Genomic DNA, 22169 nt, shown 5'->3' with positions numbered 1-22169 from the left:
AAGGCGGTGACGCATGAAACACGCCCTGCTCTCATTTTTTCTTTTGATGATAACAGGCGGCATCCAGGCGGCAGCCCCGGCTGTCCTTAAAATGCAGACTGATCCTGATACAATGAATGTCCATCCCCAGCACGACACCTTGGATTTTCGAATTTCCGTCCATCAATCCAACGGAACCCCCATCCCGCGTGCTCGACTTCATGTGCAGTTGCAGGCGCCCGACACGCCGTGGCTGGCTTCCACAGATTTTCCGGTCGTCGAAGGCACCTCGCTCCTTGATACCGATGTTCAGCTGGATCAAGGGGAATACAAATTCCGATACGTGCCGCCCATTCGCGGCGTTTACACCTTGAAAGCTTCCGTCACCCCTTTACCAGGCGACACCAGCTTCGCGCCTGCTGAACAGCAATGGCAAACTGAAATCACTGAGAACCCGGATAAAAAACGCAATCTGGCCCTCCTGCTTTTCATCCTGGTCGTGGTGGGAAGCGTGACAGGTTATGTCCTGGGCCGCAGTCCCGTTCCTTCGACTCTCATCCTCCTCGTCCTTGTCTGCTGGCAAGCCGTGCCCCTCAAAGCCCATGGTCCCGATCACGGACCAGCGCACGCATCCAAACCAGCATCACAAACATCGATACCAGGTGAAAGCGGCAGTCTCGATGTGCAATTGCTCACGGAGCAGCCCCGTGTCGGCGAACTGTCCAGCCTCAACGCTCGTTATATCGATACACAGGGTCGACAGCAGCCCGCACGTTTCCGCTTGCAGGTCGTGCAGCTCGAACACGGGACGGAAGTTTTCAGCACCGAGATGATCGCACCTGATGGTTTTGTGCAGTGGCAAGGCCAGTTTTATGATGGCTCCGAACATCGCATCACAGTGGAAGCGATTCCTTTAGCCTCATCGTGGAGCGAAGGCAAGTCGGCCAACGCGCAACTGGATGTGAGCGTGGCAAGCGTCTCGCCTCCGACGCGATCCGTGCTGAAATCCTTTGGCTTCCTCACGGCCTGGACCACCCTGGCTCTGATCCTCGGCCTTGTGGTCGGCAGGTTTTTTGCTCGGAAAGAGAGAGGACTTATTTGAAAGAAGACGCGTCCACCGCCGACCTGGAGTTGCCGGCTCTGCTCATTGACCAGATCATAGGTCAGGAACGGGCCGTCGACGTCGTGCGCCTGGCAGCGCGGCAGAGGCGGTTTGTCCTTTTCATCGGTGAACCGGGAACTGGCAAAAGTCTTCTGGGACGCGCTATCGCTGAACTTCTTCCCCCCACCGCGGCCCATTGTGTGGCAAGCGTCGCCAATCCCGAAAATCCCATCTGTCCGCGCATCGTATGTCGCCCTCGGGCTGAGCTTGAAGCGGGGCAGCGCCGCCTTGTCCAAAAAAAGCGCCAGGAGCATTTCAGTCACAATTATCTTTTGGGCCTGACGGCTCTGGGCATCATTCTCGTTTGCGGCTGGCTGACGGCACGCGACAAGGCTTATGGTTTGGGACTTGCGGGGGGCTTGGCACTGATCTGGCTCTGGCGGCTCAAGAAAGGGCCAGCTGCCAGGCACCGCACCTTAAAAATTCTGGTCGAGCGCGGCGATCTGCATGCGCCTTTTATCGATGCGACGGCATGCAGCGAAGGAGCCCTGTTTGGCGATGTTCGGCATGATCCTTATCAATCCGGAGGCGTGGAAAGCCCTCCACATGAACTGGTGGAACCTGGTGCTGTGCATCGCGCTCACGGCGGTGTTCTGTATATTGACGAGATTGGCAGTTTGAGTGCGGACGCGCAAAAGCTTTTGCTCACTGCGATCCAGGATAAGGCGCTGCCTATCACGGGTCGACAAAGTGGATCCAGCGGCACGCTTATTCAAAGCGAACCCGTTCCCTGTGACTTTGTGCTGGTAGCAGCCGGCAATGTCGAGGATCTGGCGCAAATCACTCCAGCCCTGCGCTCTCGTATTTTGGGTTATGGATTTGAAGTGCTCACGGCCAGCACGATGTCCGACACTCTCCAGCATCGTCATGATCTGGAGCGTTTTGTGGCTCAGGAAGTGAAAAAGGATGGACGCATTCCCCATTTTACCGCCGAGGCGGTCGAAGCCATCATTCATGAAGCCCGACTTCGGGCCGGGGGCAAGGATCGTTTAACCACCCGACTGCGCGAGCTCGGTGGACTTGTGCGCACAGCTGGGGATCTGGCTGCACAGCAGGGTGAAACCATCGTGAAGGCGGCTCACGTCAACACAGCACTTCACTATGCCGCGTCCATTGAGGAGCAGCGTGCCATAGGACAGGCGAGCGACAGCCTTAACGAGCTGAAACCAAAGTTTCTGGCGCCGCGTTCTCGCATTTTTTCTGATCCAGCGAGGCCGACAGACTTGTTACATCAAAGCGTTGATCCACCGGACATGGGCAGGAGATGGCCGCGGCAGGACGCTCCACCACTCCATCACGGCTGAATAAACTCGACCAACACAGCGTGTGGAACGAAACCCCCAAAAACAAAACAAGTGCAATCGCTGAAAACTTCTTGAGAGGTCGGACGTGATCGTCTCCGTGCATGTAATGCCCCTTCGAAATCTGTAGCTTTAACTTATCGAGTCGGGAGAATTATTTCCACGAATGCGAAGGCAAATGGGTAAAAAAAGGGGGTTTGTTGCGGACACCCGACGGATAAAATCTTCCGTGAACGGCATAATCGATCATGAAAAATTTCTTAGGGCTTGCTCGGCGCGACATGCAAGGTTGATGTCGCGCTTCGGAGGGGCGTACAACGGGGGCTCCAAGGCCCCCGGCTTTTACATATGAGTCATGAGGTTGGCGATCTGACGGCTGAAGCGCATTGGATCTTCAATCGGTGAGCCTTCGGTCAGCAGGGCCTGGTTATAAAGGATTTCCGCCCATTCTTTCTGGGTATTTTCAGGCAGATCCTTCATACGGCCAAAGACCGGATGGTTCGGATTGATTTCCATGATACGTTTTTGCTGGGGCATCGACTGGCCCATCGATTCCATCATGCGCGCCATGCGAGCTGACGGATCGTAAGCTCCCGACACCAGGCAGCACGGGGAATCCACCAGCCTGGTGGAGATCTTCACTTCCCTGACCTTCTCAGCCACGGCACCCTGAATGGTGTTGATCAGGGTCTTGAATTCCTCCTCCTTGGCTTTCACTTCCTCGTCCGATTTCTTCTTTTCTTCCTCGGTATCAAGGTCAAGGCCTTCCTTGGTGATGGAACGCAGATGCTTGTCCTGGTACTTGGAAATCGACTGCATGACCCATTCATCGACAGGATCGATACAGTAAAGGACTTCAAAGCCTTTGGCCTTCAAGCGTTCCAGATAGGGGCTGTTTTGCAGCGTCTTGAGTGAGTCACCGGTGATGAAATAGATTTCTTTCTGCTCTTTTTTCATCCGGCCCACGTATTCCGCCAGGCTGGTCAGCTTTTCCGAATGCGTGCTATGGAAGAGGCTCAGCTCTTCGATTTTTTCCTTGTTGGAGAAATCGTTGGTGATGCCTTCCTTCAGCGTGGAGCCGAAGTTTTTCCAGAAGGTCTCATAACGATCCCGCTCGCCGTCCATCATGGCCTGCAAGTGCTTCAGCACCTTGGCTACCACAGCCTTTTTAATGGCCTGGACCTGGCGGTCCTTTTGCAGAATTTCACGCGACACGTTCAGGGACAGATCCGAGCTATCGATGACGCCGCGCATAAAGCGCAGATAGGCCGGTACGAGATCATCGCAATGATCCATGATGAACACGCGGTGCACATACAGGGAAAGGCCCCACTTGGTGTCCCGGTAGTTGTAATCCATCGGGACCACGCTGGGGATAAACATCAGGGCGGTAAATTCCTGGCTGCCTTCCGCACGATAGTGGATGCGATCAAAGGGATCACTCCAGTCATGCGCCACGTGCTTATAGAATTCCTTGTATTCGTCTTCGCTGACTTCGCTCGCAGACCGCAACCATATGGCTTTGCGGCTGTTCAGGACTTCATCCTCTTCCACTGTTTTGGTCTTGCCTTCGACCGGCTTGCCTTCGGCATCGACCTCGTCCTCTTCACGCGAGACCTTCATTTTAATAGGCCAGGCGATGAAGTCGGAATATTTTTTCACAATCCGGCGCAGCACCCATTCATCCGTGAAATCTTCCACAGAATTATCATCGTCTTCAAACTTTTTCATATGCAGGGTAATGGTGGTGCCGTGACCTTCCGAACGCGGGGCGCTGTCGACGGTAAAGGAGCCGTCCCCTGTGCTTTCCCAGAGTGTGCCTTCCTCAGTCCCTGCCTTGCAGGTATGAACGGTGACGCGATCGGCCACCATAAACGAGGAATAGAAGCCAACACCAAACTGACCAATCAGCTCGGGTCTGTCTTTGACTTCCTTTTGCTTTTTCAGGAATTCCTTGGTGCCGGAATGCGCGATCGTCCCGATGTTCTTGAGAACTTCATCGTGGGTCATCCCGATGCCGTTATCGATGACGGTGAGCGTCCGCTTTTCCTTGTCGGCAACAAGACGGATATGCTTTTCCTCGTCTGATCCTTTCCATTCCGAATGGGAAAGTTCTTCGAAACGAAGTTTATCCAGCGCGTCGGAAGCATTCGAAATCAACTCGCGCAGAAATATTTCCCGATGGGAATAGAGCGAGTGAACCATAAGGTCCAGGATTTGTTTGACTTCGGCTTGAAACGCACGTGTTTCTTTTGCCATGAACCGCTCCTCATGTTGAGTCAAAAAAGTCGTAAACTTCTCGTATAACACCATGAGCTTTGTTTTGCAGCTGTCAAGAGCGGGAAGGTAAAATGCAGGCAGGGGGTGACAGCCAGGGGCCTGACTGTCACAATAATGACATATCAGGTGGCCGCGGCGGCTCCGGTCAAGGTACGCGTGGGCTCCGGGAGGCTAAGCACCTCGGGGTCGACCTGCTCTTTTTCAATGGACTTCTGCAGGGCCTCTTCAGCCGCTTCCAGACTGACAATATTCAATAATGCTGATCGTTTACGGTACGGGTTGAAGGCACTTTTGGGCAGCGGCGTTGGGCTTGCCGGTCCGGTAATATAAGAGTGCAGGGCACTGCGAGAAAGCACGCTGGCGTGCGGGTTAAGATCGGCATTTTCCATTATCATCTCCAGAAGTTGAACAGCAGCAGGGAGGTCGATCGATTCACAAAATGTATGAACCGCCTCCCGGATCCTGCACAAAACAAGCCACTCTAACATACAATAACAGAGAGGCTGGCGCACCCAAGACGCCACAATACCTGATTAACTCATTGCCAGTGAGAAATCCATGAGTCCCAGCCCTGAAGCGGGGATCAGCCCCTTTCAAACCGTCCAGGCCCGCTGCGTCATTTGCGAAAAAGAAGCGCAGTTTAGCCGGCTTAAAGCGACGCTCTTTAGTGAGACGAAACGCGATATCGATATGCGTCCCGTCACCGTGCTTTGGTCAAAAAAAGTCGCGCCCCGCGTCGATCCCAAACTTTTTTACTTCTGGCAATGTCCCTACTGCTTTTTTACCGCTGACTATCTTTTTTTTCAGCATCCTTTTAAAGACGGCAATTTGAGTACAACCCGATACCGCAAGCAGTATCAAAAGGGTCAGGCTCTGCACCCGGCGTCCAAGGACGTCCATCAGCTGCTGATCTTTGATTCCACCCAGGAGAAATCGGTCTTTATCAGCGGTCTGAAGCTGAATCTTTTAGCCTGTTTTCAATGGGAGCAGGTCGAAGAGGTCGCCAAAGGCGAGTGCATTCAGCTGGCGTCCTACTATTTACGGCTCGGCTGGATGCTCCATGATCTAAAGCACGGCCTGACCAAGTCACCCCTGATCAAGCAGGAAGCCCAGAGCCTCCTATCGGCGTTACGCAAGCTTTGGCCGCAATTTGCACCGGGCGAATCCGCCACGCTGGAAAAGGCTCTGAGCTTTTATCAATTGGCGTTAACCAACTCCGGAGCGGTGAACACGATCCTGCAGGAAGTGAACGTTCGTTTGATCATAGCCCGCATCCATATGAAATTAAGCCAGTTGGCTGAAGCCAAAAAAGCTATCGTGGAATGCAAAGCGCGTGTGAAGTACTACGAAGGCTTGATTAAAAAGAAGCGCGGGGATGATAGTAATTTTTCATCCAGTGATGTGCAGGATATGGAAACGGCTCATGGCAAGGCTATGGCACTCCTGGGTCAGGTGGAACTGATTTACGACAAGATCGAGCTCACCATACTTGAACGCCAGGGTAAGGCCGCTCTGGATTTGCTCAGTCAGTATCCTGATCGGAGCTACGATGAAAAATTGCAGATTCTGAAAAAGGCCGGGTATTCCGACAAGGTCATCAACAAGGCATTACCCAAGGAGAAGAAAAAAGGCCTGCTGGGTATGCTGAAATCGGGATGATGAATTCCTGGCATGAGCATAGATCGCCACGACTTGAAAATATGAAGCATGGGTAGGCATAACCAAACAAGAGATTCTGGGTATGCGCCCACGTTCCAATTCAAGGATCCTGAAAAAACCCGGGCTGGTTGGAAACCCGGGTTGTCAATCACAGGGAAGTTCGCGTGAACAGTTCTCAGGAGTGTGCTATTAGAATACAAAGCCAAGCGAAGCTTGAGCTTCATTGTTGGTGATACCAATGTCTTTATACTTCAGACCGCTGTAAGACACGCCAGCACCTTCAACGTCGAGATCAACGTCACTGCGAGCAAAAGTATCGGTATATTTATATTCCAGACCCAGTGTGGTTGCGTAGTTCAGCTTCCAACGAGCGCCGACACCGGCATCGTAGTTACCGAGGTTAGCAGCGTCGCCTTCAACTTTAAGGGCGCCATTGTTAAAGTTCTCAAGCGTCAAGCGGTGATAGGAAAGACCAGCCTTTCCGTAGACGCCAGCCACGTCGTTGCTCCAGAAGTCCAGAGCGCCATAACCACTGGCGACAAGATCAGAATAACCGCCTTGCTCGTCTTCACCATCATAATTGATGTAACCGACTTGAGTCCCCAGGTACATCTGGTTGGCCAGACGCACTTCGAAAGCAACGCCGCCACCGATCGAGTTCAGTTTGTCGCCTTCTGCCTGATCAGCAGTAAAGTCGCCACCCGCAGTAACACTACCGCCACGTGCTTCCAAACCATCAATGTTCAGTTGCGACTGAGATGTGAAAATCAGAGCCTTAACCTGGCCGACATCGGCAAATACAGGAGCAGAGGTCAAAGCCACAAGTCCAACGAGAGAAAGCAGAGTTGTCTTCATAAATGTTCTACCTTTCATGATGCTAATTCGACCCATTTAAGCCCTGGGTTCACAATTGTCAATGCAAGCCGCAGGCCAGCTTTCACGGATCGCCGAATGGCGTAAAATGAGTCATTTGTGGGTAAAGAGTGTCTAATCTGAATAGTTTGACGTAGCAAACGCGCAGCATCATAGGTATGGGGTGAAGCAGATTTCATAACAGCTGTATCAGCCACGTTACGTTTCACGACTTAGTGAGTCGCACCGGATCCGTCACGAAAAATAAAATAGACGGCACCGATGAGGCAGAGTCCAGCCCAGAGAAGACTAAGCTGGGGTTTTTCCTTCATATAAAAAATCGAAAAGACTACGAAAACCACAAGCGTAATCACTTCTTGAATGATTTTCAGCTGGGCCAGACTAAAAAATTGAATGCCCGTGCGATTGGCAGGAACCTGCAGACAGTATTCAAAAAATGCAATCCCCCAACTCACCAGGATCGCCACATATAAGGGCTTGTGACCCATAGTCTTTAAATGACCGTACCAGGCAAAGGTCATAAAGATATTGGACAGAAGCAGCAGCCCCAAAGTCTTTAGCATCACGAGCTCCAGGTGACATAGGATATCTGGTATTGTGCCGAAAATTGTTGAGATGACCAAGGATTTTTATTTAAGGTTGACAGGTTTCCCGCACATCACGCTCATGAAGTGCGTTGTGATCATCATTATAGTTTGGATCCTTGCCGGATCCCTGGAGCAGGCATGCTGGATCTGTCTCATGGGAAAGATACACCCCCGCTTCTGATTCAAAGGCGATGAAGAACATCCAGAAACGCTGCCATATCAAAGTTTTCCGGGTTTCGACCCTGTCCTGATAGCTTCGCGCCAAAGCAGACTGAATGCAACGCGATCATCTCTGGCCAACTTCAATCTGTATGAAAGCCGGATCAGTCAGGAGCTTCAGCCGGGTTCTGTCCAGCAACTCGCCACACTCTGGGCCACAGAGTGAGATCCATTTGCAGTTGGAATGACACTCGAAACCTGTCGCTGCTTCTTCGCAACGGCGGTGAATTCAATGCTCAAAATCGCGAGATGAACACAAAATGAAAATTTTCCACAATAGGGAACCAAACCATTCGAATCAGGACATGACGAAATCCTCTCGCTTTCAGACATTCCAGAGTTCTCCCCGTTAACACTCTGTGTGACCAACTCGATAAGTTTCTTGCCGATATTCTAAGCAGGTCGCCATTGGCCTGTGATCGGAATAAAGCCACACCCCGTATTGAAATGGAGACAGTTGGTGGGAGCTCCTCCGTAATTCCATGGATCAATGAACGAATATCCTGATGAACGGAAAGCGCTGGGTAAAAAATTGAAGGCCCTCGCCAGGACGAGCTTATTTTTGCCTCCTTGCCTTTTCCATCACGCAACGTCTTGAATGCGCTCCCTCACCCATGCACGACACGAGTTAGGTGTCTTCAATCTCGGTTTTGCCTTGGACCTCATCAATCTCAGACTTCCTTCAATTTCTTTTCCATACTCTCACTCTGTTTCGAGGCGCTTTCGTTTTTTTTATTCGGCAAAACGACAAAGTGGAAGTATACCGGTTTGTAGATAGTCACATACAGCCGACAGATTTGGAATCGATTGAGGGGATCGCTATGACACGTTTCATGCTCTCTTTGGGGCTTTTTTGCGCCTTGTTCACGGCCCCAGGACCCAAGCTGTTCGCCACAGCGGAGTACGATGATGAAGAATACATTGAAGAAGAAAACCGCGAAGTCGACCCGGACATTGCTGATTATTCCGAGGCCGAGGATCTTCGCGCACGAGCCCGGCAAACCCAGTACCCTATCGTACTGCTTCACGGTTTTCTCGGCTGGGACCAGGTCTTCTATTTCGATTATTTCTACAAAGTCCGATCCACGCTCAACCCGCAAGGCCATAACATCTACTCCACAGCTGTCAATCCTGTTCAGACAGTGGCGGCTCGTGCCCGTGAACTCGCGCCGCAGCTCGATGCAATAATGCAGGCGACCGGCGCACCCAAAGTGAATATCATCGCGCATTCCATGGGTGGACTGGATGCCCGCTACCTGGTGGCCCATATGGGCTTTAATCGCAAGGTGGCTTCGATCACCACCATTGGCACGCCTCACTACGGTTCGCCTATCCCAGGGCTTATTTTTAAGTTTCTCGGCAAAGGTGACAACCTGCTCTACAAAGCTTTCGAATACCTGGTCTCTGGTTTTCTGGGCAAAGGCCAAATGAAACCGACCGATCTTGACGTCCGGGCTAGCCTCTATAACCTGTCGCCCGAGTTTTTGGAGGGGTCGTTCAATCCTGCGACGCCTGATAGCCCGGATGTCTACTATCAATCCTATGCCGGCGTGAGCAGCATTACCGGCTGGGGAACAGGCGATCGCATGGATCCCTTGCTGGCCGGATTTCAAATTGCCTTTGGCTTTGGCAAAAGAAATGACGGGCTGGTTTCAGAACGCTCCGCGCAATGGGGACGTTATCGCGGCGTTGTCAGCGCGGACCACATTGATCTGATCGGACAGCTCTTTGGCAGCACGTCGGATCGCTTTCGGCACCTGAGTTTCTATCAGGAACTCACGAACGAATTGGCTGACCTCGGGTATTAAGGGAAACTGTTCGTATTCATGCAGGCTGTGGTATGCTTGTGCCCTTCGCCGTTTACTTGGGGTTCGGACATGCGCAGTCTGCTTTCTTGGTTTTTGTTCAGTACTCTCCTTGTTTCCATCCGCCTTGAGGCTTCCGAAAAAAAAACTTACCAAATGGATACGGCGCCGCTTCGAGCGGAACCGGAATTGGCCCGTGACTTTCAAGCGTTGCAGGACAAATTCCAGGTGGAGGCGCTCTCCAATGCCGAACATGAGAAACGTCTCTTCATCCTGGAGCAGGTCATCCGCAAGAAACCGGACTGGCTCGATGGTTATTCCATGATGGCCGCCGAGGCCTTCTTTCTGGGTTCCAGTTTCACCGATCCCAAGGATCATCCGACTGCACGCAAGTATCTGGAAGACGGTGAAAAGAAAATCAACGAATGTTTGAAACGGGCGCCGTCCCACATGCTTTGCAAATTTTTCAAAGCCTCTCTGCGGGCCAAGATTGCGAGCATTGACGGCATCTTCGCCTCGCTGCGTTACGGTCAAGCGGTGCGCGACAGCTGGCTCGAGGTGGTGGCATCCGGTGTGGATATCCAGTTCCGTCCCAATGTCTCGCTGCAGGGTTCCGCGCATTATGGATTGGGGCTGTTCTATCGCCTCGTTCCCAATTTCTTTCTGATGGATTGGATCTTTCATATCCGCGGCAGCATTGATGAATCCATCAAGTATCATCGGGCCGCCTTGAAATTCGATGGCGAGAATCCCTGCTATACCTTGATGCTTTCGGTGTCCTTGCTATGTAAGGTCAAGGGCAAGCCCAATACTCCTGAATATACCGAAGCCATGCAGCTGCTCAATGCACCCCTTCCCAAACCGATTGATGTGGCCCAGGCTGTCTGTGTGCATGACGTGCCGAAGATTCGAAGCGAACCCAAAAAAACCTGTGGTTACACTCAGGCCAAGTATCAGGATGACGTGAAAGAGGAAGACCTCAAGAAGTAGTCCCGGCCCGGCCGTCGCCTGAACCAGACGGCCGTTCGCCTTTGGAACAATTCGAAAATTTCTGCCAAATATCCAGCGCCCGCTCCTGACTCCAGGACACCTCCTGCTATTCCCTCGTAAATATTTTAAGATAGTAAGAAACAGGTTACACACCCTATGCATACCCGCGTTCCACAGCCTTATGATGCCGTGCCCCGCTCGCTTCGCGCCAGCCTTTGGGACGTCGCGTTCTATTCCCTTATGGTAGGAATCGGCGAAACGTATCTCAGTGCTTTTGTGCTGACGATGGGTTTTAGTGAGCGAGCCTCCGGATTGCTCGTGACCCTGCCGACTTTAATCGGCTCGGTCCTCCAGCTGGCCGCCGGATTTTGCGCTCAATTTTTTCGTTCCCAAAAATCCTGGGTGATGGTCAGCGCCGCTATTCAAGGCACAGCCCTTGTGCTCCTGGGGCTATTGAGTTGGGGGCTGAATTTCAGCCCGCTCCCCCAGGATCAAACTGTGTTTTTTCTGATCTGCGGTTACTGGACCTTTGGCCTCGCCGCTGGTCCGAGCTGGAGCAGCTGGATTGGTTCCATCGTGCCGGACGATCGCCGCACTCATTTTTTTGCGTATCGGGCGCGCGTCGCTCAGCTCTTTACGGTGCTGGGTCTTCTCGTGGCAGGATTGGCCCTGGAAACGCAGGCTACGGCTTCCCACAAACTCCCGATTTTCGCCCTGCTCTTCTTTATCAGTGGGGTGTGCCGCTACGTGTCCGTAGGGTTTCTGGCCCGCCATCCGGAAAGCCTGGTCCGACCCACAGTGGATGTCCGGGCTTTGTTCAAACAGAGTTTCTGGTCCTGGCTTACGGAAAATCGCACGCTGACGATCATTGCGTTTCTCTTTTTGACGCAAATGGCGACCAATATCTCCGGACCCTTCTTCAATGCCTTTATGCTGAAGCAGCTGGCGCTCGATTATCACGATTATATGATACTCATCAGTACAGCCTTTATTGCTCGCGTGGCGGCGGGTGGTTTACTGCAAAGGATGGCCCATAGCTTGGGTTCCACCACCCTCACCCACCTCGGGGCGCTGCTCATCGTGCCTTTGCCCCTGCTGTGGACCACGACCGATAACTTTGCCTGCCTGATCCTCTTTCAGGTCATTACAGGTTTGGCCTGGGGTTGTCATGAGCTGGGCGTTACGCTCCTGATGATGGATAAGCAGTCCCATCGCGAACGTCTCAGTCTATTGACCCTCACGCAGCTGCTGAACGCGAGCGCCATGTTCCTGGGGTCCTGGGTTGGCTATTTGCTTTTGGGTTCGGGCACGCCGACCTCTGCGGATTACGGTCGCTTGTTTTTGCTGTCCAGCGTTCTGCGTCTCCTGCCGGTTCTGATCCTGGCCAAACTTGGAGATAGTCGCCTGCTCGACCTTCTGCAGCCTTCGCGCTTTTTTCCACGCCTGGGTCGTGTGATGTTCAAAGGACGATGAGGGAGGTTTCAGGCAGCAGGGAACCAGGTCCCCACCACCTGTCCTGTCAGCGATCGGCTGTGGCTTTGATCGGCCCACAGTTACGATTCAGCCAATCCAAACTTTCACTCTGGACGACTTCCACATTTTCCAAAGCCCGATAGGCATGCGATTCGTAAGGAAGCATGACGAGGCGGGCTGTGCCTCCCACGCCACGAATGGCCTGGAACATGCGTTCGGTTTGAATCGGCGAGGTACCCGGATTGTTGTCGTTCTTGCCATGAATCAGGAGCAAAGGTGTTTTGATCTTATCCGCTTCAGCGAAAGGCGAAACCATCATATAAAAGTCCTTCGCCTCCCAGAATGTCCGCCGTTCGGATTGAAAACCAAAGGGCGTCAGACTGCGATTATAGGCTCCACTCCGCGCCACACCCGCACAAAAAAGATGACTATGAGCTAAAAGGTTGGCGGTCATGAACGCGCCGTAACTATGCCCACCAATGGCCACCCGTTTGCGATCGACCACCCCGCGCTGATCGAGGGCATCGATGGCAGCTTCGGCATTCGAAACGATCTGCTGCACAAACGTATTGTTCACGGTTTCTTTGTCACCGACCACAGGCATAGCCGCGTTGGTAAGGACCGCATAGCCCTGCGTAACCAGCCACTCCACTCCGATAGGGGAAGGACGGCTGTAGCGTTTGTCCGAAACCCGGACCTGACCGGCGACATCCTTGGAACGAAACTCTTCTGGATACGCCCAGACCATGGCCGGCAGCTTGGTGCCGGCGACATAATCATGCGGCAGGTACAGCGTTCCAGAGAGCGTGATGCCATCCTTCCTTTGATACACCAACGGCTGTTTTTTAGCCTTGGTCATGGCTGGAACATTGTCCACAAACTGCGTAACAGCTTCACTTTGACCCGTGGCCAAATCATGAAATCGTAGGTTCGGCGGCATGTCGGCGGCCTGCCGTGTCAAGGCCAGGACACCCGGTTTACGACCGACCATAAAACTGAATTCCTCAACGTAGCTCGCATCGGCAGCGGATTCAAAGAGACGGGTGGTTTTGCCTGTATTCACATCTATCGCGTCAAGGAACGGTTGCTCACCTTTGGGATTGCGCCCTTCACCCGCCAGAAACAAGCGATCCTGGTCCATGACAAGGCGTTCGCGGCCGGCGGCATCGGGCGCCTGCACGAAGCGACCAGGGTTTCGATAAGCATCCGTGATTTCATAGTCGAGCAAGCGCCGGCGCGCGTCTGTTTTGAGATCGACGAAATCCACCCGGCTGCGATGCGTGTCAGGGTTGATGTCACGCACCAGGATCTGATCAGCACGCGGCAGAAAATTAACGCCCGCGGCGCGTTCTTCCGTCTTCAATCGCTCCTGCGCCTGACCTGTGAATGGCCAGTCCCAGGTCATCAGGCGATCGCGATGCGGAACTTTCTTGCGCGGATCACCCTCATCCAAAGCCTCCCACCAGAGCAGTCGAGCCGGATGATCGAGCTGCCAGCGCACATCCCGGGGCCCCTTGCGCTCACCTTCCGGGGGCACAGTCTCAGCCAGCGGCATCTGCATCACTTTTCGCAGGCTGTTATTCTTCAACGAAAGGACCTGAATATCGCGCGCAAAGAGTCCTGCGGGAACTGCCAGGGAATAAGGCGCGGCAAAGCTCTCGAGCAAAAGGCTATCACCTTGAGGCGCCAGCGAGAAGGACTGCAGAGGCAACGCGGCCCCGATTTTTTTAGCCTTTAACGTGCGGGCCTCAAGAGCGACGAGCTGAACCTGGGCCACTTTATGAAAGAGCTTTTGATCTTCGGCCGTTCTGAGCAGGTAGGCGTACGTGCGCGCTGGAACGCGCGTCCCTTCCGCTTCTTCAATGGTGACGCCATCCAGTTCCGATGCTTTCATGGCATCCTGAGATTTTTCCCTGGTGGCGACGTAAACGGTCTGACTATCGGCCGACCAATGAAAGGGAGTCTGCACGAAACTATCATTCAAATAATATTTTTCAAGACGGCGCGCGGATCCATTGTTGGCATCAGCCAACCAGATTTCAACACCATCGCTGGCATCCAGACTCAGGACCACCCAGCGACCATCAGGACTGAATCGGATGGATTCCACATGACGATCTTTGGGGACACGCAGAGGCAGGGTCTGCCTTGAGTCCAAAGTCAAAATCGAGGGGTTGGTGTGGATCGAGCGCCGTTTGGTGGCCCAAATCTTCGGATCAATCTGGGCACCCGCCAGACCCAAGGCAGGAGCTGCCAGAAACTCCAGGGAAACCACGGGCACGCGTTCCAGGTAGAGCACCTTCTGTCCCGTCGGATCGGGCGTCGAAATGGGCCAAAGCGGGGCTTTAATCATATCGCGTAACGTCGTGGGAATTGCCGGTGCCGGTTTCGGCCCTGCGAAAACAGCTGTCTGAGACAGGAGCAATCCCAGCATACAAAGCTTGCGGATCATGGCACATCCTTTTGGTTCAATCGTGTCATCGTTTCTGCTCTGTTGGTAACGCCTCGCTCGAATTTCGGCAAGCTCAACTCGATTTGGGATCGAGAATTCTGGATGCCCATGCTAGAGAACACCCGTATGAAACGAGAATCTTCCATTATTACCGGCCATGCCGTGGATGCAACACAGCCTTTTCTGCTGTGGACCTTTCCTGAGCCTATGAAGACTTTGAGCTGGGCCTTACAAGGCGGCGGTTTGCATACCACGCAAAATATAGCCTGGATTCAGGTGGGTCCTTATGATCTCACGATCCAGACCTGCCCACGGGAATTTTTGCAGCAGCGTCTCAAAAATATTGGGGCTGCGGATGCCCTGGGTTTTATGACCAGCGCCAGGATTGAACATTATAGCCGGGCCTCGGTGACGGTTGGCGAGGTCACGGCCCTGGCCGTGGCCACGGTGGGTTTGGGCAACGCTTTGCGGGCCGGCGATCCCAGTCGACCGTCGCGGCGTGTGGGCACGATCAATTGCGCCTGTCTTATCGATCAGGCTCTCACTTTGGAAGGCATGCTGGAAGCCATGGTCATCAGCGCCGAAGCCAAAACCGCTGCAGTTTTGGAAAGCGGTTTACGCAGTGCGATCAGTGGGGAACCGGCCACGGGCACGGGGACCGATTGTCATGCCATAGCCTGTCCTGATAGGGAACTGCAGGTGGCCTACGCGGGCAAACATACAGATGCCGGCGCCGCCATAGGTGCCGCCGTCTTCAATGCCGTGCAGAAGGGTGTGCAACGCTGGATGCAGCAGCATCCGGATCACCCGCTGACTCTTGACAGGCTCCAAGCCGCAATGAAATAACCTTAGCCACAGACGCCGAACACCAAGGAGAGGACTATGTTATCTGCAACCACATCGGCCTTTTTTTTGCCGACCCAGAGCTCTTTGAATTTGATAAGCGGCGGCGCGCGTTCCGGCAAAAGTCGCTTTGCCGAGCAAACAGCTCTGCGAGTCGGTGAAAATAGACTTTACATAGCAACAGCCCAGGCCTGGGATGCAGAAATGCGTGAACGCATTAAATCGCATCGCATTGAACGTGGTGACAGGTTTCGTACTTTGAATGCACCCTTCGCTCTCCATCATGCTCTGGCGGAGCAACCCAAATGCGATGTAATTGTGATTGACTGCCTCACGCTCTGGATCAGTAATCTCCTGCTCCAGGAAAAAACTGATGCGCAGATTCGCGAGGACGTGCACCTGGGCCTCCACGCTGCCATGATTCAAGCTCCCCGAGTTTTGGTCGTCAGCAACGAAGTAGGTTTGGGCATCGTTCCAGACAATGCGCTCGCGCGCCGGTTCCGTGATCTCAACGGTCGACTGCAGCAGGATATCTCCGGCGCAGCTGATGAAGTTTTCCTGGCGGCTTTCGGTGTGATCCTGCCCCTGAAAAAACTCGTTCGCCTCGCGGCCGAGGATAATCATGCCTAGTTTGACCATACTGGGTCTGGCCTGGATTCTGGCTCTCCTGATCGATCTGATGTTCGGAGAATATTCCAACCGCTGGCATCCCGTGGTCTGGATGGGTCGTACGATCAGCTGGGGTGAGACCCTATTTTTAGGCCATGGGCCTCGGCTGGAATTTATCGGGGGCCTGCTCCTCACTTTGTTCATTCCTGCAGCTTTCGCGGGTCTCTGCTGGTTCAGTATCGAAGCCCTGACCGCCATTCCCTGGCTTCAACTCGGCGTCACCACCTTTTGGTTGAAAGCCAGCTTCGCCTGGAAAGCCCTGGGCGGAGCCGCAGAAGACGTGCATCGACGTTTGGCCGAAGGTGATGTCGAGGGAGCCCGATGGGAATTACGCTCGCTTTGTAGCCGTAACGCCAGCCAGATGAACGAAGAGGAATTGACCGAAGCGGCCATCAGCTCTCTGGCGGAAAACCTGTCCGACAGTGTGATCGCACCATGGTTTTTTGCAATCCTCTTCGGTGTGCCGGGAGCCATTTTTTATCGTGCTGTGAACACCATGGATGCGATGATCGGCTACAAAAATCATTATAGAAATTTGGGTTGTGTTGCGGCTCGTACCGATGATGTTTTGAATTTCATTCCCGCGCGTTTAACCGTTTTCTTTCTGTTGCTGGCCCGCAGTATCCGTGGACTCGTCGCACGTCTGCCTAAACCCGATGCCCGTGCAGCCTGGGTGGTCGCGCGTCGTGATCATGCTCTGACACCCAGTCCGAACGGGGGCTGGCCCATGGCGGCTATGGCTGGCATGCTGGGTATCCAGCTGAGGAAAAGCGGGGTTTACACCTTGGGATATCCGCTGAGACCCAGTACCTTACCCTTGATTCATGAAGCCTGGCGTTATGCGGAACTTGCCGCGAGCATTGCCTGGCCCTTTTTTTTCGTAGCCTCATTGGGAGGAGCTGGATTTTGGGTATGAACGCGAACTTGCAGCACTCGGACTGGACCCATGGCGGGCTCACGCCCGAGGGCGGGGTGCCGGATGCATCTGTATTGGATTTAAGTGTCAATATCAACCCCTACGGCCCCGATCCCGATCTGTGCACATTCCTGAGTCGGCAGCCGTTCGATCAATATCCTGATCCGCAGCAAAAAATGTTGCGGGACGGGCTGGCGGCGATGGTCGGCCGCACCTCGGAAGAGATCCTGGTCGGTAATGGCTGCAATGAACTTTTCTGGGCCGTGGCGCGCGCCTATCTTAAACCCGGTCTGCGCTGGCTTGCCATTGAACCCAACTATTCAGAATTTTCCCGGGCTGCTGCCACCACAGGTGCGCAAAAAATTATTTATCGCACCTCGGCCCAGGACAATTTTCGTTGGACAATGGAAGGTCTCCGGGAACGTCTGGACCAGGAGCCTATAACCCTGGTAATGACCAGCAATCCGTGCAGTCCGACCGGTTTTTTTCACGATGTCCCGGGTCTGGCCCGGCTGGCCCTCGATTATCCTAAAACGCTTTTCTGTTTCGATCATTCATTTCTGAGCCTGAGCCCACATTGGCGAAGCGCTTCTCTCTTGGAGTGGCCTTCGAATGTTTTGCGTTTTCATTCCTTGACCAAGGATTTTGCGATTGCCGGCCTCAGACTCGGGTTTATGGAAGCTCATCCTTATCTGGTGCGTGAACTGACCCGGTTTATTCCCACGTGGTCGGTCAACAGTCTGGCTCAGGCGGCCGGTTTATGGATCACGCAGAATCATGAGCGCCTGACCCACAGCCGGGAGATGCTGCTCGATGACCGCAAACGTTTGGAGCAAGGTCTGCAGGAAAGAGCCATTCCGTTTATTCCATCCGCAACTATTTTTACCATGCTGCGTCCACCCGGTGGCGAAGATTTGATCCAGCGACTCTGGAACAATCATCGCATTTTGGTGCGCAGCTGCGCCTCGTATGATCTGCCCGACTGGATACGTATTGCGGCTCGTCCTCAACCTGCCCTGCAGCGTTTCTGGAAAGCCCTGGATGAGGAGTTGTCATGTCAAACCTGAGTCCTGTGCTCATGGTACAAGGAACAAGTTCCAATGTCGGCAAGAGTCTGATTGCCACAGCGCTCTGCCGCTGGTTCGCCCAGCGTGGCTTCAAAGTTGCGCCGTTTAAGGCTCAAAACATGGCTCTCAATGCAGGTGTCACACGAGACGGAGGAGAAATTGGTCGGGCGCAGATGATTCAGGCGGAAGCCGCCGGGGTGGAGGCGACTGTGCATATGAATCCCCTGCTTCTAAAGCCTGAAGGCGATCGTCATTCGCAACTGGTGATTCTGGGTCGTCCAGCGGGACGTTACCATTTCGGCAGCTACCATGAACAGAAGCCACGCCTGCGCGAAATCATTCTGAACAGCCTCGAAGAACTCCGGCGCACGCACGACATCGTGATTGTTGAAGGCGCCGGAAGTCCGGCCGAAGTGAATCTCAAAGCCAATGATATTGTGAATATGTTTGTGGCGAAAAGCGTCAAGGCTCCTGTCCTGCTCGTGGGCGATATCGATCGCGGCGGTGTGTTTGCTTCGCTGCTTGGAACACTGGATCTTTTGGATCCGGACGAGCGTGAGCTGGTGGCTGGTTTTGTGATTAATAAATTTCGCGGTGATCCAGCTTTGTTTGTGGATGGCATTCACTTTATCGAGGAACGCAGTGGCAAGCCTGTGTTTGGCGTCCTGCCCTATATGCGGCATCATGGGGTGGCTGAAGAGGATTCATTAGGTCTTGACTCCCGACCTGATCGTTTGCGACGCGATCCTGATGGCATTGATATTGCGGTCATTCGCCTGCCGCGTCTTTCCAATTACGATGAGTTCGCCAAACTGGAAGAAGAAAAAAATTGTCACGTGGCTTACATCACGGATCCGCGCGAAGCTCATGATGCGGATCTTCTGATCATACCAGGTTCCAAGGCTACGATCAGTGACCTGCAGTGGCTTCGGGAGCGCGGTTTTGCTGACGTCCTCCAGCAGCGTCTCGCAGCCAGACGGCCTGTATTGGCCATCTGTGGTGGCTATCAGATGATGGGTCTTGGCATTCATGATCCGGATCAGGTTGAGGCTCACGTGTCCAGTACACCAGGCCTGGGCCTTCTGCCCATCCAAACGCATTTTACTTCGGAAAAAGTAACGCGGCAAAGGCAGCTGCAGTTTCGTAAGGCTCCTGATTGGATGCCTGGGATGAACGGTACACCCCTGCAAGGTTATGAAATTCACATGGGCCGGGTGACATTTCCTGCAAGTGCGATTTCGGGCGAGGCTGCCATGCAGGATGCCGACGATGGGGCATGCGAAGGCTGGCTCCATAAAGATGGCCAGTTTCTGGGTACATTGATTCATGGACTCTTTGATAACACGCATCTGCGTCTGGCTACCATCAATGCGCTCAGACGTTCCAAAGGCCTGGCTCCCGTTCGGGTTACGCAGGCCCGACCCAAGTCCATGGCTTTCGACGCTTTGGCTGACAACTGGGATCAGCATATAAATATGGCCGCTATTTTAAAACTTCTTCAACTTCCCGCTAGGAAAACCCATGCAATTCCATATCAGCACACCTGATGCTTCTCTTATCCCTGTTTTGCAGGCTGAACTCGACAATAAGACTAAACCCCTGCATTCCCTGGGACGGCTGGAATCACTCGCCTTGCAAGTTGGGCTGATTCAAAAGACCCAGAAACCACGCATTGAAAAACCCAGTCTGCTCGTTTTTGCGGCCGATCACGGGATCGCTCGCGCCGGAGTCAGTCCTTATCCGCAGAGCGTAACCGGGGCCATGGTTCGCAATTTTTCACAGGGTGGTGCAGCGATCAATGTGCTGACTCGCGAGCTAGGCTGGGATCTGCATCTGATCAATGCGGGTACCCTCGAGCCTACGCCCTGGCCTGGGGTGGAGGATCGACGGCTGGGTCCGGGCAGTCGCAATATGCTGGACGAAGCAGCCATGACCGAAACGGATTTGCTCAAGGCCTTGACCACGGGTGCCGAGCTGGTGCAAAAGCTGAAGGCTGATGGTTGCAACACGGTCGCGTTCGGCGAAATGGGAATTGGCAATTCTTCTTCAGCGGCACTCCTTATTCACTGCCTCTGCGATATTCCACTCGATGAGGCGGTCAGTCGCGGGGCAGGTTGTGATGATGAGCAGTTGCAACATAAACGTCTCCGCCTGGAGGAGGTCCTCCAAAAACACGGCCGTATCACAGCTCCTTTTGAGGCTCTGCGCGTTTTTGGTGGATTGGAACTCGCCATGATCACCGGAGCGGCTCTGGCAGCTGCCGAGCAGCGTATGGTGATCCTGGTAGATGGTTTGATTGCGAGTGCCGCTGTGCTGGTTGCCGTAAAAGCCTATCCGCAGATAAAATCCTATCTGGTCTTCGCCCATCGTTCGGGTGCGGATGGTCATACAGCTCTCTTGAATCACCTGGAAGTGGAACCGCTTCTGGATCTCGGCATGCGCCTGGGTGAAGGCACGGGAGCAGCTTTGGCTTTGCCACTGGTGCGATCGGCAGCAGCGATCCTTTGTGATATGGCTACGTTTGCCAGCGCTGAAGTTGAAGGTCGCGTGACGCCATGAAAGTCCTGCAGAGCTTTCTGGCGGCCGTTGTCACGTTTACTCGTATCCCTATCCTGTGGCATCTTCCCGCCGAAGCTTTTTCTCGTGCCAGCCTCTACCTACCCGTGCTGGGTTGGTTGGTTGGTGGCGTGCAATTCGTGATCTTAATGGTGGCCTCACGCTGGATGGCCCAGGATGTGGCTCTGTTTTTGGCTTTGCTCTTTCCCTGTCTTTTATCAGCGGGCATGCACGAGGACGGTCTGGCTGATTTTGCCGATGGGATGCTGGGGGGTCACACGATTCCACGCCGCCTGGAGATTATGAAAGATCCGCGCGTGGGAAGCTACGGGGTTCTTGCTCTCTTGATTGTGTCAGGCGGTGGATTTTTAGCCCTGCGGAATACGGCCATGGATCTTCAAGGACGAACCTTGCTCATCAGCGCCGTCTTAAGCCGCAGCGTCTGCATCCCTCTGCTCGGGACGCTGCCTTACCTGAATCATGCAGGAAGTCGATCACAAGGTTTTATTCCGACTTCATTTCACGGCTGGCGAACTCTTTTACCTCTGTGGCCGATCATCCCTCTTTTCACTTTCCTGCCCTCGATACCAGCCATGATCGCGTTTCCTCTTGTATGGGGGCTGCTCATTCTATGGTTACGGAGGTATTTGCAGAAACAACTCGGGGGCCTCACGGGAGACTGTCTAGGCGCGGCTATCAAGATTTGTGAGTTCAGTTTATTCCTGCTCGCCTGCCTGTTATGGCCACAGTCGCCGCCTTAAGCAAAGGCGAATCTGCGGCCAACGCAGTCGTGAAAGGGTTCTGTCGCAAAGAAGGCTTTAAAGCCGAGCATGGGCCTTGTCCTTTGCCTCACTCGCCTGTGGTCCTGCTCGAAGCATATCAGGGACTACAGTAAACGTTGTTTCCTACGACATGACCGTATTGGAATTTCTGCATGTCATCAAACGAGGAGTGTGTTGTAGTGATAGGCATGCCGAGGCACGGATTGTTACGCCAGTGCAAAAAAACAGCCCTCGACACGAAGTAGAGCCACTTGGTGTCCACCTCGACAAATGCACCCTGAAGTGCTCTTATTTCGCCTTTATAGACCCTCTGAAGTGGGCAGAAGCGAGCCCAAGAACAAGGCAGTTTTCATTGATTCACCTATTTAAGTCGAGAATATCCCTGTCTATCGGATTGTCGGCAAGTACTCCAACCTGATTGGGGAACGACCAGGTTTCTGACTGGTGTAACCGAGCAAAAAGAAATCCTTGTTATCAAAAACCCCCGTCATTTAAAAAAACGGGAGAAGTCACTGAAATCGGCGCAGCATGATCTTTCACGTAAGAAGAAAGGTTC

18 protein-coding genes are annotated in these 22169 nt (G+C 53.5%); 13 read left to right on the top strand and 5 right to left on the bottom strand.

Annotated elements, in window-relative coordinates:
- Positions 1–13 precede the first annotated feature (13 nt).
- Entirely contained in the window at positions 14–1081 is a 1068-nt protein-coding gene (locus tag VE954_RS38665; protein WP_324963268.1) for a hypothetical protein, read from the top strand.
- The gene (locus tag VE954_RS38660) at positions 1078–2445 is read left to right on the top strand and encodes an ATP-binding protein (protein ID WP_324963266.1); all 1368 of its coding nucleotides are present in this window, start codon (positions 1078–1080) and stop codon (positions 2443–2445) included. The genes VE954_RS38665 and VE954_RS38660 overlap by 4 nt, the downstream gene beginning before the upstream one ends.
- A 339-nt stretch (positions 2446–2784) precedes the next feature.
- Here the strand turns inward: VE954_RS38660 and htpG are convergent, their stop codons facing one another.
- The gene (htpG, locus tag VE954_RS38655; RefSeq protein ID WP_324963264.1) at positions 2785–4701 is read right to left on the bottom strand and encodes a molecular chaperone HtpG; all 1917 of its coding nucleotides are present in this window, start codon (positions 4699–4701) and stop codon (positions 2785–2787) included.
- A 143-nt stretch (positions 4702–4844) separates the two neighbouring features.
- On the bottom strand, positions 4845–5111 hold the full coding sequence (locus VE954_RS38650) for a hypothetical protein (RefSeq protein ID WP_324963262.1): 267 nt from the start codon (positions 5109–5111) through the stop codon (positions 4845–4847).
- 169 nt (positions 5112–5280) lie between these two features.
- Between VE954_RS38650 and VE954_RS38645 the strand changes: the two genes are divergently transcribed.
- A complete protein-coding gene (locus VE954_RS38645; protein ID WP_324963260.1) occupies positions 5281–6381 on the top strand; it encodes a DUF2225 domain-containing protein in 1101 nt (366 codons plus the stop codon).
- 189 nt (positions 6382–6570) lie between these two features.
- Here the strand turns inward: VE954_RS38645 and VE954_RS38640 are convergent, their stop codons facing one another.
- Together VE954_RS38640 and VE954_RS38635 are read right to left on the bottom strand one after the other, a co-directional pair.
- A complete protein-coding gene (locus tag VE954_RS38640) occupies positions 6571–7236 on the bottom strand; it encodes an outer membrane beta-barrel protein (protein ID WP_324963258.1) in 666 nt (221 codons plus the stop codon).
- Between the two features lie 230 nt (positions 7237–7466).
- The gene (locus VE954_RS38635; protein WP_324963256.1) at positions 7467–7817 is read right to left on the bottom strand and encodes a DMT family protein; all 351 of its coding nucleotides are present in this window, start codon (positions 7815–7817) and stop codon (positions 7467–7469) included.
- 1064 nt (positions 7818–8881) lie between these two features.
- Here VE954_RS38635 and VE954_RS38630 point away from each other — a divergent pair.
- The 3 genes from VE954_RS38630 to VE954_RS38620 all read left to right on the top strand — a co-directional run bounded on the left by VE954_RS38630 (position 8882) and on the right by VE954_RS38620 (position 12328).
- The gene (locus tag VE954_RS38630) at positions 8882–9868 is read left to right on the top strand and encodes a triacylglycerol lipase (RefSeq protein WP_324963255.1); all 987 of its coding nucleotides are present in this window, start codon (positions 8882–8884) and stop codon (positions 9866–9868) included.
- Between the two features lie 69 nt (positions 9869–9937).
- The gene (locus VE954_RS38625) at positions 9938–10855 is read left to right on the top strand and encodes a hypothetical protein (RefSeq protein ID WP_324963253.1); all 918 of its coding nucleotides are present in this window, start codon (positions 9938–9940) and stop codon (positions 10853–10855) included.
- A gap of 156 nt (positions 10856–11011) precedes the next feature.
- Positions 11012–12328, top strand: a complete 1317-nt coding sequence (locus tag VE954_RS38620; RefSeq protein ID WP_324963250.1) for an MFS transporter — start codon at positions 11012–11014, stop codon at positions 12326–12328.
- 46 nt (positions 12329–12374) lie between these two features.
- Here the strand turns inward: VE954_RS38620 and VE954_RS38615 are convergent, their stop codons facing one another.
- Positions 12375–14780 carry a S9 family peptidase gene (locus VE954_RS38615; protein WP_324963248.1) on the bottom strand — a complete coding sequence of 802 codons (2406 nt, stop codon included), beginning with the start codon at positions 14778–14780 and terminating at the stop codon, positions 12375–12377.
- Positions 14781–14906: 126 nt separating this feature from the next.
- Between VE954_RS38615 and VE954_RS38610 the strand changes: the two genes are divergently transcribed.
- From VE954_RS38610 to VE954_RS38580, 7 genes are read left to right on the top strand one after another with little or no spacing between them, the layout of a single operon-like run.
- Positions 14907–15626, top strand: coding sequence for an adenosylcobinamide amidohydrolase (locus tag VE954_RS38610; RefSeq protein ID WP_324963246.1), 720 nt, complete (start codon positions 14907–14909; stop codon positions 15624–15626).
- A gap of 36 nt (positions 15627–15662) precedes the next feature.
- Positions 15663–16253 (top strand): bifunctional adenosylcobinamide kinase/adenosylcobinamide-phosphate guanylyltransferase, encoded by a 591-nt coding sequence (gene cobU, locus VE954_RS38605; protein ID WP_324963244.1) that lies wholly within the window; start codon positions 15663–15665, stop codon positions 16251–16253.
- Positions 16246–17208 (top strand): adenosylcobinamide-phosphate synthase CbiB, encoded by a 963-nt coding sequence (gene cbiB, locus VE954_RS38600; protein ID WP_324963242.1) that lies wholly within the window; start codon positions 16246–16248, stop codon positions 17206–17208. Before cobU ends, cbiB begins: the two co-directional genes overlap by 8 nt.
- Positions 17205–18275 (top strand): histidinol-phosphate transaminase, encoded by a 1071-nt coding sequence (locus VE954_RS38595; protein ID WP_324963240.1) that lies wholly within the window; start codon positions 17205–17207, stop codon positions 18273–18275. The genes cbiB and VE954_RS38595 overlap by 4 nt, the downstream gene beginning before the upstream one ends.
- The gene (locus VE954_RS38590) at positions 18263–19822 is read left to right on the top strand and encodes a cobyric acid synthase (RefSeq protein ID WP_324963238.1); all 1560 of its coding nucleotides are present in this window, start codon (positions 18263–18265) and stop codon (positions 19820–19822) included. Before VE954_RS38595 ends, VE954_RS38590 begins: the two co-directional genes overlap by 13 nt.
- Positions 19797–20834, top strand: coding sequence for a nicotinate-nucleotide--dimethylbenzimidazole phosphoribosyltransferase (gene cobT / locus VE954_RS38585; protein ID WP_324963237.1), 1038 nt, complete (start codon positions 19797–19799; stop codon positions 20832–20834). Before VE954_RS38590 ends, cobT begins: the two co-directional genes overlap by 26 nt.
- Positions 20831–21592 carry an adenosylcobinamide-GDP ribazoletransferase gene (locus VE954_RS38580; protein ID WP_324963235.1) on the top strand — a complete coding sequence of 254 codons (762 nt, stop codon included), beginning with the start codon at positions 20831–20833 and terminating at the stop codon, positions 21590–21592. Before cobT ends, VE954_RS38580 begins: the two co-directional genes overlap by 4 nt.
- Positions 21593–22169 lie beyond the last annotated feature (577 nt).

The sequence above is a fragment of the Oligoflexus sp. genome, from assembly GCF_035638955.1.
Taxonomy (GTDB): Bacteria; Bdellovibrionota_B; Oligoflexia; order Oligoflexales; family Oligoflexaceae; genus Oligoflexus.
The sequence above is the reverse complement of the archived record's forward strand: the minus strand, read 5'-3'. Positions and strand labels throughout refer to the sequence as shown.

What these genes read in the sequence shown, in the direction of transcription:
- cobU (WP_324963244.1), top strand. Translation starts at nt 15,663, where the DNA reads ATGTTATCTGCAACCACATCGGCCTTTTTTTTGCCGACCCAGAGCTCT.
- VE954_RS38640 (WP_324963258.1), bottom strand. Translation starts at nt 7,236, where the DNA reads ATGAAGACAACTCTGCTTTCTCTCGTTGGACTTGTGGCTTTGACCTCT.
- VE954_RS38610 (WP_324963246.1), top strand. Translation starts at nt 14,907, where the DNA reads ATGAAACGAGAATCTTCCATTATTACCGGCCATGCCGTGGATGCAACA.
- VE954_RS38650 (WP_324963262.1), bottom strand. Translation starts at nt 5,111, where the DNA reads ATGGAAAATGCCGATCTTAACCCGCACGCCAGCGTGCTTTCTCGCAGT.
- VE954_RS38635 (WP_324963256.1), bottom strand. Translation starts at nt 7,817, where the DNA reads ATGCTAAAGACTTTGGGGCTGCTGCTTCTGTCCAATATCTTTATGACC.
- VE954_RS38665 (WP_324963268.1), top strand. Translation starts at nt 14, where the DNA reads ATGAAACACGCCCTGCTCTCATTTTTTCTTTTGATGATAACAGGCGGC.
- VE954_RS38615 (WP_324963248.1), bottom strand. Translation starts at nt 14,780, where the DNA reads ATGATCCGCAAGCTTTGTATGCTGGGATTGCTCCTGTCTCAGACAGCT.
- VE954_RS38580 (WP_324963235.1), top strand. Translation starts at nt 20,831, where the DNA reads ATGAAAGTCCTGCAGAGCTTTCTGGCGGCCGTTGTCACGTTTACTCGT.
- VE954_RS38595 (WP_324963240.1), top strand. Translation starts at nt 17,205, where the DNA reads ATGAACGCGAACTTGCAGCACTCGGACTGGACCCATGGCGGGCTCACG.
- VE954_RS38620 (WP_324963250.1), top strand. Translation starts at nt 11,012, where the DNA reads ATGCATACCCGCGTTCCACAGCCTTATGATGCCGTGCCCCGCTCGCTT.
- VE954_RS38625 (WP_324963253.1), top strand. Translation starts at nt 9,938, where the DNA reads ATGCGCAGTCTGCTTTCTTGGTTTTTGTTCAGTACTCTCCTTGTTTCC.
- VE954_RS38590 (WP_324963238.1), top strand. Translation starts at nt 18,263, where the DNA reads ATGTCAAACCTGAGTCCTGTGCTCATGGTACAAGGAACAAGTTCCAAT.
- VE954_RS38645 (WP_324963260.1), top strand. Translation starts at nt 5,281, where the DNA reads ATGAGTCCCAGCCCTGAAGCGGGGATCAGCCCCTTTCAAACCGTCCAG.
- cbiB (WP_324963242.1), top strand. Translation starts at nt 16,246, where the DNA reads ATGCCTAGTTTGACCATACTGGGTCTGGCCTGGATTCTGGCTCTCCTG.
- htpG (WP_324963264.1), bottom strand. Translation starts at nt 4,701, where the DNA reads ATGGCAAAAGAAACACGTGCGTTTCAAGCCGAAGTCAAACAAATCCTG.
- VE954_RS38630 (WP_324963255.1), top strand. Translation starts at nt 8,882, where the DNA reads ATGACACGTTTCATGCTCTCTTTGGGGCTTTTTTGCGCCTTGTTCACG.
- cobT (WP_324963237.1), top strand. Translation starts at nt 19,797, where the DNA reads ATGCAATTCCATATCAGCACACCTGATGCTTCTCTTATCCCTGTTTTG.